The sequence below is a fragment of the Enterococcus xiangfangensis genome (assembly GCF_005405365.1).
Taxonomy (GTDB): Bacteria; Bacillota; Bacilli; order Lactobacillales; family Enterococcaceae; genus Enterococcus_A; species Enterococcus_A xiangfangensis.
This window is the reverse complement of the sequence record NZ_BJDX01000002.1, coordinates 363834-374680: the sequence shown is the minus strand read 5'-3', so window position 1 is coordinate 374680 and position 10847 is coordinate 363834. Positions and strand designations below refer to the sequence as shown.

The 10847-nt window shown below is 40.4% G+C and carries 12 protein-coding genes; 1 reads left to right on the top strand and 11 read right to left on the bottom strand.

From position 1 onward, the window contains the following. Positions 1-142: 142 nt before the first annotated feature. A complete protein-coding gene (locus FFM68_RS03945) occupies positions 143-889 on the bottom strand; it encodes an SDR family oxidoreductase (protein WP_137618132.1) in 747 nt (248 codons plus the stop codon). Between the two features lie 103 nt (positions 890-992). Here FFM68_RS03945 and FFM68_RS03940 point away from each other — a divergent pair, with 103 nt between their 5' ends. Then, entirely contained in the window at positions 993-1427 is a 435-nt protein-coding gene (locus FFM68_RS03940) for a MerR family transcriptional regulator (protein ID WP_137618131.1), read from the top strand. Positions 1428-1510: 83 nt separating this feature from the next. Here FFM68_RS03940 and FFM68_RS03935 read toward each other — a convergent pair whose 3' ends face one another. The 10 genes from FFM68_RS03935 to FFM68_RS03890 form a co-directional block, all read right to left on the bottom strand. Continuing rightward, positions 1511-2602, bottom strand: a complete 1092-nt coding sequence (locus FFM68_RS03935) for an NADH-dependent flavin oxidoreductase (protein WP_137618130.1) — start codon at positions 2600-2602, stop codon at positions 1511-1513. Positions 2603-2997: 395 nt separating this feature from the next. Continuing rightward, on the bottom strand, positions 2998-3345 hold the full coding sequence (locus FFM68_RS03930; protein WP_137618129.1) for a MoaF-related domain-containing protein: 348 nt from the start codon (positions 3343-3345) through the stop codon (positions 2998-3000). Positions 3346-3551: 206 nt separating this feature from the next. Next, entirely contained in the window at positions 3552-4703 is a 1152-nt protein-coding gene (locus FFM68_RS03925) for an amidohydrolase (RefSeq protein ID WP_137618151.1), read from the bottom strand. Between the two features lie 23 nt (positions 4704-4726). Continuing rightward, positions 4727-5458 carry an amino acid ABC transporter ATP-binding protein gene (locus FFM68_RS03920; RefSeq protein ID WP_137618128.1) on the bottom strand — a complete coding sequence of 244 codons (732 nt, stop codon included), beginning with the start codon at positions 5456-5458 and terminating at the stop codon, positions 4727-4729. After that, entirely contained in the window at positions 5455-6228 is a 774-nt protein-coding gene (locus tag FFM68_RS03915) for an amino acid ABC transporter permease (RefSeq protein WP_137618127.1), read from the bottom strand. The genes FFM68_RS03920 and FFM68_RS03915 overlap by 4 nt, the downstream gene beginning before the upstream one ends. Positions 6229-6239: 11 nt before the next feature. Continuing rightward, positions 6240-7076: a transporter substrate-binding domain-containing protein gene (locus tag FFM68_RS03910; RefSeq protein ID WP_137618126.1), complete on the bottom strand. Its 837-nt coding sequence runs from the start codon at positions 7074-7076 to the stop codon at positions 6240-6242. A 12-nt stretch (positions 7077-7088) separates the two neighbouring features. After that, the gene (locus FFM68_RS03905; RefSeq protein ID WP_167483446.1) at positions 7089-7526 is read right to left on the bottom strand and encodes a GNAT family N-acetyltransferase; all 438 of its coding nucleotides are present in this window, start codon (positions 7524-7526) and stop codon (positions 7089-7091) included. A 23-nt stretch (positions 7527-7549) separates the two neighbouring features. Continuing rightward, positions 7550-8518 (bottom strand): glutathione S-transferase family protein, encoded by a 969-nt coding sequence (locus FFM68_RS03900; RefSeq protein ID WP_137618124.1) that lies wholly within the window; start codon positions 8516-8518, stop codon positions 7550-7552. 69 nt (positions 8519-8587) lie between these two features. Next, the gene (gene cysK, locus FFM68_RS03895; RefSeq protein ID WP_137618123.1) at positions 8588-9517 is read right to left on the bottom strand and encodes a cysteine synthase A; all 930 of its coding nucleotides are present in this window, start codon (positions 9515-9517) and stop codon (positions 8588-8590) included. Between the two features lie 6 nt (positions 9518-9523). Continuing rightward, complete coding sequence (locus FFM68_RS03890) at positions 9524-10663, bottom strand: trans-sulfuration enzyme family protein (protein ID WP_137618122.1); 1140 nt, start codon at positions 10661-10663, stop codon at positions 9524-9526. Positions 10664-10847: the final 184 nt, after the last annotated feature.

The window sequence follows — 10847 nt, the reverse complement described above, 5'->3', positions numbered from 1 at the left end:
TCCTTGTTAAATTCATTTTAACTTGAATTCAACAAGGGGTGCTTTTTTATTTTGTCTCAGGTTATTGGGTCAGTTCCTTTGGCAATTGTTTCTCTGCTTTTTTATGAAATGATCTAGTATTTTTTTGTCTGAATGACGGTGTTTACCAAGGTTGATTAGTTGGTCCCACAGTAAATTCACTTACATTCGTATTTTCCGGCTGATCGATGGCAAACGATACAATATTAGCGACACTTTCTGGTCCAATTTGGTAAGTATCGTAAAGTTGGGCCATTCCTTCTTTGGATGTTTTATCAGTAATCGTATCTAATAATTCGGTCTTGATCGCCGCAGGATAAATTGTTGCGGTCCGAATGTTTGAACCTTCTTGAGCGGATTCCATCCGCAAAACTTCCATTAAATCTCGGACGGCCCATTTGGTTGCGCCATAAACAGCTCCTCCAGGATATGCTTTTAAACCAGCCACGGAGGAAGTCGTGATCACGTGACCCGCTTTTTGTTCTTTAAATATTGGCAAGACCGCCGCGATACCATTTAAGACGCCTTTGATGTTGACATCGACCATTTGATTCCACTCGTCAGTCTTCAAATCTGATAACGGTGAATTGGGCATCAGACCGGCATTTAAAAAGATGACATCTACTCCGCCGAAATGTGTTTGAGCAAGTTCAACTAACTTTTGGTTATCGGAAACTTTTGTTACATCAGTTACTTGAAAAATCACTTGACCGCCAGCTTGCTTGATCTCATTTGCCAACTCTTGCAATCTATCTTTCCGACGTGCCCCCAAAACTAATTTCGCTCCTTTTTCAGCTAATTTTTTGGCAGTTGCAGCACCAATTCCGCTTGAAGCACCTGTAATGACAACTACTTTATTTTTAATCGACATGTAAAAACCCCTTTTCGCTTTATTCTCTAAAATTTGGTAAAATCACTATATCATCTAAACTCAACTTTAGGTCAACAGTAAAATGAAAAAAGGAGCCAAAATAATGCAAACAACTTTTTCTATCGGTGAAGTAGCCCAACGCTTTGCTTTGCCAATATCAACTATTCGTTATTATGATAAGCAAGAATTAATTCCTGATTTAGTAAAAGATCCATCAGGAAATCGGATATTTTCGCAGAAAAATATTGCTACGATTGAAATGATCCAATGTTTGAAACTCGCTGGAATGCAGATCAAGGACATTAAGATCTTTATTCAATGGTGTTTAGCAGGCGATGCCACCCTTCAATTGCGGAAAGAAATGTTTGAAGAATTGAAAGTTTCACTTGAGCAAAAAATGCAGCAACTAAATGACACGCTAGATGAGATCAACTTTAAACGTGCGTATTATGGCAAAGCGGTAAATGATGGAACCGAAAAATACGTACAGGAGATGTCAGCTGCAGAGGTTCTTGCTGAACATCAACTCATGAAATAATTATAAAAAAATCGCTAGAATCATTTCTAGCGATCTGAAGTGTACAAGTTATAACTGACCAATACGTCAATCTTATTTCGATTTTAAAGATGTCCGAATTCACGAAAGGCTAAGTTGATCCCTAGTTCTTCATAATCAGCTTCAGCGATCGAATAACGGATTGTGTCGATCTGATCGGCGATCACTTTCTGGACCCAATGCGGTTCGTAAAGACTTTCGTGTCCTAAAGCAGCAAAATCGATACCTGCCTCCATTACTTTTTCAACTTCTGCTGGTGTTTTTAATCCACCAACTGCGATGATAGGCAAACGACCCGCTAATTGACGTTTGATTTTCAAAACTAGCGGCTCTGAATCATTTTTATCATTTAACGAAGACTGCCAAACATCTCCAAGAGAAATATGTAAATAGTCAATTGGTTGGTCAGCTAAAACATCTACCAGTTTCAATGTGTCTGCCATCCGAATCCCCGGAGTCTCTAGTTCTTCTGGCGAGATTCGATAACCGATAATAAAAGGGGTCGTCGCATAGTTGCGTACAGCGGTCTGAACACTAGTAATTACTTTTAATATAAAAGCCATCCGTTTTTCGATCGTTCCGCCCCATTGATCAGTGCGCCGATTTGAATGTGGTGAAAAGAATTGTTGCAGCAAATAAGTATTCGCACCATGCAATTCAATTCCATCAAAACCTGCTTGGATGGCGCGACGAGTCGCTTCGCCAAAAGCTGTGATAATCGTTTCGATTTCTGCTTCAGTTAGTTCCCGTGGTGTTTCAGAACCTGGACGGGGAGCCGCAACTGCACTGGCACTGACTGTCTGTTGTCCGCGAAGAATAGCAGAATTAGACATCCGCCCTGCGTGATACAATTGCAAGATAGCTTTTGTCCCATCATGTTTGATTGTTTCAGCTAAGCGAGTCAATCCAGGTAGAAACCGATCTTCAGCGATAGATAGCTGACCTTCAAAGCCTTTACCAAGTGCAGTAACATTCGCAGCTGGCGCAATAAACATACCTGCGCCACCTGTATGGATTTTGAAATAGCGTAACTCGTCTTGAGACACGGCTCCATTTTCTAAACTGGATGCTTCGGTCATTGGCGGAATAACGATCCGGTTTTTGATTTCAACGCCATTTTTGAACTGATACGTTTTTAAAAAAGCATAATTCGACATCGTATAGTAACTCCTTTATTTGGGAATAAGTCTATTTTAGTCCAATTGCAGCTTTATTGTAAGTACGCACTTTAAAGTTCTATAGTTACCTGAACGTAACCTAAATAAATTTGATAAAGTTTAAGAGACTATCTAAAAACTACCGTCTAACTGGACCAATTCTGCCGAATGAACTAAACTGATTTTACTTTTTAAGTCATGTTATAGTCTGTGATCTTCAACTAGTGCAACCGACCGTATTTCTAAATTATCTAGTCCTGATGATCAGAAATTTACTACTTCTCCATCTCCATTAAATTAAACAATTTTTTTAACCATCAAAAAGGATACAACCTCACTCAACGTGCGAGTTTGTATCCTTTGCTTTTTAATTTCATCCGTTGCTACTGCCCTATCTAGACAGGCTCACTTGTTTCAATGAACTGGAAAGTTCCTTCATGAACAAACGGTCGCCGCCCGCCGCGATAATTCTCATCAGAGAATGTCATAAAACTTTTAACAAACGCATTGTTCGTATCAATAGTATAAGAAACACACAATCCGGATTCTTCGACCCAATCAACTGAAAAGATTCCGCCCGGATATTCTTCAATATGAATCGTTTCAACATCAGTTGCGCCTTCATCTTCTTTTCGAATAGACGTCCACCGCAACTGCTTTTCTGCTAAAAAATCAATCCGAAACTGCAGTCCTGAATCAAATTTGATTATGGCTGTTTTACCTTCTAATGGATGTTGCTTCATCTTTGCACCCGCCTTAAATAATTTTTTTGTCCTATAATCAAGCATACATGGTTTAAAAAGAGATAGCAATCACAAAAAGGAACCGCATACAAAATCTGTAGAAAACTTCATAAAAATCGTTTAAAGTTTTTTGGCTGACGGTAGAAAATTTTTGAGAAAAAAAGTGTTGATAAACATCAAGCTTGATGTTTATCAACACGGATAGACTATTTCGAATCGTTGTCGCTTAACTTTTCCAATAAATTTTCTGCATTGACAACATAATAATTTACAGCGGTCATGAGTCCTTCATCTTTTACGATAAAGTCGCTGTGATGCCATGCTGGAGCGCCCTCTTCACCGTTTGAACCGATAAAAGCAAAGACCCCTGGAATCTTTTGTTGGAAATTGGCAAAATCTTCACCAGCTGTTGAAGGTTCAACATGTAAAACATCACCAGCCTCTTGACTCGCTTCAATCGCCCACTCTGTTAATTGAGGATCGTTAAAAGTTACTGGCGGTCCAGGAATCATTTTGATCGTTGCTTTTGCGCCATAAGTTGCAGCGGTATGTTCTACAATTTCAACAAATCGTTGATTTAATAATTCACGGCTTGCCGGAGAAAAACTCCGCAGTGTTCCTTCAAAGAATCCTTGATCAGGCAACACATTCCAAGTATTTCCAGCAGTCATATGGGTCACACTAACCACAGATGGATTTAAAGGCGAGCTGTTGCGAGCGACGATCGATTGCAAATTCTGAATAATCCCGCTGATCGTTACTAGCACGTCGACTCCAAGATGAGGAGCAGCAGCATGCGTGCCTACTCCATGAATCGTTACTTCAAATTGGTCGACGGCCGCCATGATTCCGGCTGGTCGCAATCCGATTTTTCCTGGAGCAAGTCCCGGATGATTATGGTAACCAATAATCGCTTGGACATCTTCCAGATGTCCTGCATCGATCACTTGTTGAGCACCAAAATGTCCTTCTTCTGCTGGTTGAAAAATCAAACGAACTAATCCGTTTAACTGTTCTTCTTTTTCTTTTAACAAAAAGGCGGCACCTAGCAACGAAGTCTGATGAAAATCGTGTCCACATGCATGCATCGTCCCTGAATAAACAGAGGCATAGGAAAGTCCAGTCTGTTCATCAATAGGCAAAGCATCGATATCTGCCCGCAACGCAATGGTCGGACCTTTTGCTGGATTTCCGATCTCAGCTATCACGCCAGTTTTTAATGTTGTGGGAACTAGCCGAATATTTTTTGCTATTAATTGTTCTTTCAAAAATTTGGTTGTTTGGAATTCTGCTCCAGAACGCTCTGGATGTTGGTGCAAGTAATGTCGAATCTCGACTAACTGTTGTTTTAAATTCATTGGCTTCGCCTTTCTAAGTCCTATCATGAAAATTTCCGCAAGAATTCTTGAGTTCGCGGATGTTGCGGACGATGAAAGACTTCTTTTGTCGGTCCGCTTTCAATAATTTTCCCTTTTTCTAAAAACAATACCTTCGTGGCTACTTCATAGACAAAGTCCATCTCGTGCGAAACTAAGACCATCGTTTGTCCTGCTTCAGCAGCACCTTTGATTGTTGTCAACACTTCTTGAACCAATTCCGGATCTAACGCCGATGTCGGTTCATCTAATAATAAAAGCCGCGGTTTCATCGCCAGTGAACGGGCGATTGCTACTCGCTGTTGCTGACCTCCGGATAATTGCTGCGGATAATACTCTGAGCGATCTTCAAGTCCGACGTTGGCTAATTCTGCTGCAGCCTGTTGGTATGCGGTTTGTTTATCGATTCCCTTAACGATCACGAGACCTTCCATCACATTTTGGATCGCCGTTTTTCGTTCAAATAACGCAAACTGCTGAAAAACCATTGCAGTTCTCCGACGCAATTCTAAAATTTCATTTTTTGTGATCGTCGAAAAGTCAACAGAAAAGTCATCGATCACAAGTTTGCCATGATCTGCTTTTTCTAAGTAATTTAAGGTTCTTAGAAACGTTGATTTCCCCGCACCAGAAGAACCAATAAGCGCGACGACATCCCCTGTTTCAATCTCTAACTCGATATCATCGATCACCTTTTGTGTGCCGAAGCTTTTCGATAAACCTTTGATCTCAATCAAAAAAATTCACTTCCTTGAGAATAATTTTCTTTCACTTCGATCGCCTTGCGTTTTTCCGATCGATTCACCGGCTGTTTGATCATCATACGGTCTTCTAGGAAGCGAATAACTAGTTCGATGATGATCGTCAATACCCAATAGATCACAGCTAATGCTAGATAGACTTCAAAATATCGGAAATTCGACCCAGAAATTATTTTTCCTTGAGCAGTCATTTCGGTTACCCCCGCTACAAAAGCCAACGAAGTTCCTTTGAGCAAGCTGATCAATGAGTTGCCTAATGGCGGAATGGCTACTGTGGCCGCTTCGGGAATAATGACTCTTCTCAAAATTTGTGGGAATGTCATTCCTAAAGATTCGGCTGCTTCAATTTGATAGCGGTCAACCGAACCAAAGGCTGCCCGAAGAGTTTCAGAATTGTAGGCCGCTTCGTTTATTGCAAAAGTTACAAAAACGAACAATAACGGAGGAACGTCATTGACAGACAGATCCGTTCCATATTGCATATTGATGTATTTTAAAAGCAGCGGAATCCCATTATAAGTTAGATACAATTGAACGATGATTGGTGTCCCACGAACAAACGAAACAAGGACCGTAATGATTTGACTCAAAACTGGGATCTTCGTATTTCTTACTAGAGCAAATACTAACGCCAACAGCAGTCCAAAAATCATTGAGACACCGGTGATCAATAGTGAGATCGGCAAAAACTCTAATAATTCTGGAATACTTGAAAAAAACAGGCGGATATCAAATAACTGTTCCATTTTTTAAACCTCTATTCTTTTGCCTCTGAAGCATCTGGGACGTAGTCTTTCCCAAAGTATTGTTCGCTAAGTTTCTGCAAGGTTCCATCTTCGCGGAAGGAATCTAAGACTTTGTTGACCTTTTTTGCTAAGGCTTTTCCTTCTTTTGTTTTTGCAAAAACAAAGTAGCTGTAAGCTGAACGGCTATCAACAGTCCCTTGAGGAACTTCCACTGTTTTCAAATTCAATTTTTGATCTTTAATGACTTGATTAGCAATAATGATACTTTCCAATTTGAAATCAAGTTTACCATTTTCAACATTTTGGAATTGTTTGACCATGTCTTCTTCGGTATAGCTCAATTTGATTGGATTATCCGTATGTTTCTTGTTATAGTCTTCGATCAATACGGAATAGCTGACAGCCGGTTCCCCGGAAGTCTTTTTGCCGGCCAAATCGTCAAAACTTTTAATAGTAGAATCTTTAGGAAGAATAATCCCCATTGGGTTATTATAAAGGGCCTCTGAGAACTGATATTTTTCTGTTCTTTCTTCACTTTTTGCAAATGAATTGGCGCCCATTTGATAACGTCCTGTATCGATTCCCGCTAAAATAGAAGGAAACTCTGTTTTTTCAAATGAAACAGTATATTGTGGTAATTTTTTAAACACCGCTTTGGCTAAATCGATATCAAATCCTTTTAATTTGCCATCTTCTTCATAGGCATACGGTTTAGGATACGCCCCCGTTGCGATAACGATCTCTTCTTTTTTCGGTTGTTCAGCCGCGGCTTTTTTCCCGCAAGCAGCCGTACCGACTACCGCTAAACTTAATACTGCAACCAACCCGATTTTTTGAAACAATTTCATAAAAACACTCCTCTAATCATCAATAAATTTTTCTTGTAACATCCATTCTTTTTCATGAGGCCGAAATAGGACCATCGCCGTATTTAATTGCGACATTCCCAGACTTTTATACCATTCGATCGTTTTAGGATGCGTATATAAAGTAACAATCATCCCATCTAGCTGATCCACCAAACGTTGAAACAACTGACGACCGATTCCTAGATGATGGTATTTTTCTGCTAAAGCAATATTGTATATTTCTGCATGGGTCACACCGTCCGATACTGCTCTAGCCACACCCACAGTCTGACCCTCTGCGTCAAAGACAAAAACAAATCGGTAACTATTCTCAAAAGCCAGTTTGATTTTGTCTTCCGACAAGTCGGTCAACCCATAAGAATGCAGTAATTGCGTGACGTCCGTCCAATTGACGTTTGTCAATTCTGTACCAAAACTAATATCTGTCATTTTCTTTTCCTTTTGATCCATTATTAATTATGAAATTTTTCTGCACGACCAGAAGGCTCCAACCAAATACTCGTATCGGGTCCTTTAGGCAGAATTTTTATTTTTTCTTCGGTCGTATCGATATGAATAGATAAGAAATAATGTTTCTTGATTCCATCAAAATCTGTCGTATCGCCAAAACCTGGAGTTTGGTATAAATCTCGTGCATAAGCCCACAAATTAGGATAATCAATCAGTCTGCGTTTATTTACATGGAAGGCGCCATAATAAGCAACATCAAATCGTGCAAGTGTCGTATATAAACGGACATCACTATCTGTCAGTTGATTGCCATGTAAATAACGTTGCTGGCTAAGCCGTTCTTCCAACCAGTCCAACCGATCAAAAACTGCGTTATACGCTTCTTCATACGCTTCTTGAGAGCGAGCAAAGCCGGCTTTATAGACGCCGTTATTGATATCATGGAAAATTATATCGTTCAGCTCACGAATTTCATCTTCCAATTCTTCAGGAAATAGATCAGGCGCACCTGCTTTATGCAGTTCTTTCCAATCTCGTTCAAAATAATACGTTAAATTATGGTAGTCATTTTCGACAACTTTCTTCGTTTCAATATCTACTAAAGCAGGGACAGTTGGCCGTTTATCATAGGTTGGATCTGCGTTTAAGTACGCTTCTCCAATATAGTGGATACCTAAAACAGGATCTACATCGTTTTCATCTAGCGTAAATGCCCAATCGATATGATCTAGTTTCGGACGAATCGGATCAGCGGTGCCTAGACTGATCACCTTATCTAATCCAAGTACCGATCGAACGATCACTGCTCGATGCGCCCAAGGACAAACAGGCGCCCATAATAAGCGATATTTATTTGCTTCAACCGGCAATTGACCTTCCTCTTGCCCAAAAGTTGCGATAAACTGATTATTTTGTCGGACAAACCGACCTTTCTTACCAATTTCTGCGTCATTTGCTCTTTTTAATTCCATTTATCTTTATCCTCCTCATATGCGGACCATTTTTCTAAAAAAATTATTTTATCCCTGCCGCCTATCAGACTAAGCAAGAATAGTAGCGTCCTCGTCAAATAATGTTGTAGATAGGTAACGTTCCCCATTATCTGGAACGATCGCCAAAATTTTTGTTGGTTTTGTAGCTTTTTTAGCTTCTTCTAATGCGGCATAGACTGCTGCCCCACCAGAAAAACCTACGAGCAGCCCTTCTTTTCTCGCTAATTCTTGTGCGGTTTTTTTAGCTTCCTGACCTGGTACATCGAAAACAGAATCATAAATTGTCTGGTCTAAAATTTCTGGAATAAAGCCGGCTCCGATTCCTTGGATAATGTGTGGACCAGCCGCTCCTCCATTTAAAACCGCGGATTCTTTTGGCTCCACGGCAATAATTTTTACGTCAGGATCGATTTGTCGCAAATACTGGCCTACTCCGGTGATCGTTCCGCCTGTTCCGATACCGGCTACTAAGACATCAGGAGTACCGTTGAAAAAATCGGTGATTTCAGGTCCAGTCGTCTGCTGATGTGCGTTTGGATTCACAATATTTTCAAATTGTTTTAATGTGACGTAATCATCACCTTTTGCTAAATACTCTTCTACGATTCGAAAAGGTCCTTGCAGACCTTCTTCTGCTGGTGTTTCAATAACGGTTGCTCCATATGCGCGAATCAATTTTTTTCGTTCTTCACTTACAATCTCTGGTAATGCAATCACTACTTGATAACCCTTCAAAGCGCCGATCAAGGCTAAACCGATTCCTGTATTGCCACTCGTCGCTTCAACGATCGTTTTTCCTGGAGTCAAGATCCCTTTCTTTTCAGCAGCCTCTACCATAGCTTTTGCAATTCGATCTTTTATACTGCCGCCTAGATTGAATGACTCAAGTTTGACATAAACTTCACTTAATTCTGATGGAACGATTCTTTGCAACTGGACGATTGGCGTTTGACCAATCAAATCTAATAATGTAGGCATCTTCGTTTACTCCTTTCTGCTGTTTTCTAATGCTTTTTCGAGGTCATCACGCAAATCAGCGATGTCTTCGATTCCTACCGCTACTCGAATCAAACGATCGCTGATTCCAAAGTGAGCACGTTGTTCAGGGGTAAACGATCGATGCGACGTGGTTGCCGGTGTTCCGATCAAACTCTCGACTCCACCAAGACTCGGTGCGAAGGCAAAGATTTTCAATCCGCTTAAAAAAGTTTGCAAATCATACGCTTCTGGCAATTCAAACGAAAACAATGCGCCGATATCTTTTGCTTGTCTTGCTTGGATTTCTTTTTGTTCTGGCGCCGAGCCTGGGAAGTAAGTTGTAAATCCTTTTTCTTCAATAAATCGGATCAGCTCTTTGGTATTCTCGATTTGACGATCAAAGCGGACACTCAGCGTTTTAATGCCGCGAATCAAACTGTAACTGTCAAAAGGTGCGAGAATTCCACCGAAAGTATGTTGGATATGCGCTAGCTTTTCAGCCAAGCCGGTATCTTTGACTACCGTTAATCCAGCGATGACATCGGCATGACCAGAAAGATATTTCGTAGCGGAATAAATCACGATATCCGCTCCTAAATCAAGCGGTTTTTGCAGGTAGCTCGTCAAAAAAGTATTATCGACAGCGACTAGCGCCTCCTGTTCATGCGCCAGCACCGCGATCTTCTGAATATCTGTTACTTGCAGCGACGGATTGGAAGGTGATTCAATCAAAACTAATTTTACGTCTGGGGTAAAATCACTTTTTTCTAATCGATTCAAATCTTCATGATAAATCACTTGGATTCCGTGTTCTTTTAAGTCTTCCAATAAATCAAACGTACCGCCATAAATATTTCCTTGGGTCAAAATTATTTCTCCTGGTTTGACTAGCTGGGTGACACTAGCAAGAGCTGCCATGCCACTGGCTGCGGCTTGAGCTGCCACACCATTTTCTAATTGAGCAACTAGTTTTTCTAATTGATTACGGGTAGGATTTCCGCCGCGTCCATAAACGATGCCTGACTCATTCGGCTGTTCAAAGTTATCTTGTTTGTAAGTCGTTGCTAAAAAAATCGGCGGGACGATCGCTTGATATGGATTCTCTTCCACCGGAATCCCTTGGATCAATCGTGTATTATAGTTCATTTGTATCACTCCTAATTTTATAAATGTCGGATTATTCTGATAAATAAGTGGATAACATGAGCCTGAAACACTCGCCTTCTTCCTATAACTCTAAAAAGTGCTTTTCTTGTAATACTTCATAAATTAAGCTGTAGGATTCCTCCATCCGCTTTTTAAGAAACGAAAAAGGACTTGAAATAAATTC

Excerpts from the sequence above, each read along its gene's own strand:
- FFM68_RS03945 (WP_137618132.1), bottom strand. The coding sequence starts at position 889 with ATGTCGATTAAAAATAAAGTAGTTGTCATTACAGGTGCTTCAAGCGGA.
- FFM68_RS03940 (WP_137618131.1), top strand. The coding sequence starts at position 993 with ATGCAAACAACTTTTTCTATCGGTGAAGTAGCCCAACGCTTTGCTTTG.
- FFM68_RS03935 (WP_137618130.1), bottom strand. The coding sequence starts at position 2,602 with ATGTCGAATTATGCTTTTTTAAAAACGTATCAGTTCAAAAATGGCGTT.
- FFM68_RS03930 (WP_137618129.1), bottom strand. The coding sequence starts at position 3,345 with ATGAAGCAACATCCATTAGAAGGTAAAACAGCCATAATCAAATTTGAT.
- FFM68_RS03925 (WP_137618151.1), bottom strand. The coding sequence starts at position 4,703 with ATGAATTTAAAACAACAGTTAGTCGAGATTCGACATTACTTGCACCAA.
- FFM68_RS03915 (WP_137618127.1), bottom strand. The coding sequence starts at position 6,228 with ATGGAACAGTTATTTGATATCCGCCTGTTTTTTTCAAGTATTCCAGAA.
- FFM68_RS03910 (WP_137618126.1), bottom strand. The coding sequence starts at position 7,076 with ATGAAATTGTTTCAAAAAATCGGGTTGGTTGCAGTATTAAGTTTAGCG.
- FFM68_RS03905 (WP_167483446.1), bottom strand. The coding sequence starts at position 7,526 with ATGACAGATATTAGTTTTGGTACAGAATTGACAAACGTCAATTGGACG.
- FFM68_RS03900 (WP_137618124.1), bottom strand. The coding sequence starts at position 8,518 with ATGGAATTAAAAAGAGCAAATGACGCAGAAATTGGTAAGAAAGGTCGG.
- cysK (WP_137618123.1), bottom strand. The coding sequence starts at position 9,517 with ATGCCTACATTATTAGATTTGATTGGTCAAACGCCAATCGTCCAGTTG.
- FFM68_RS03890 (WP_137618122.1), bottom strand. The coding sequence starts at position 10,663 with ATGAACTATAATACACGATTGATCCAAGGGATTCCGGTGGAAGAGAAT.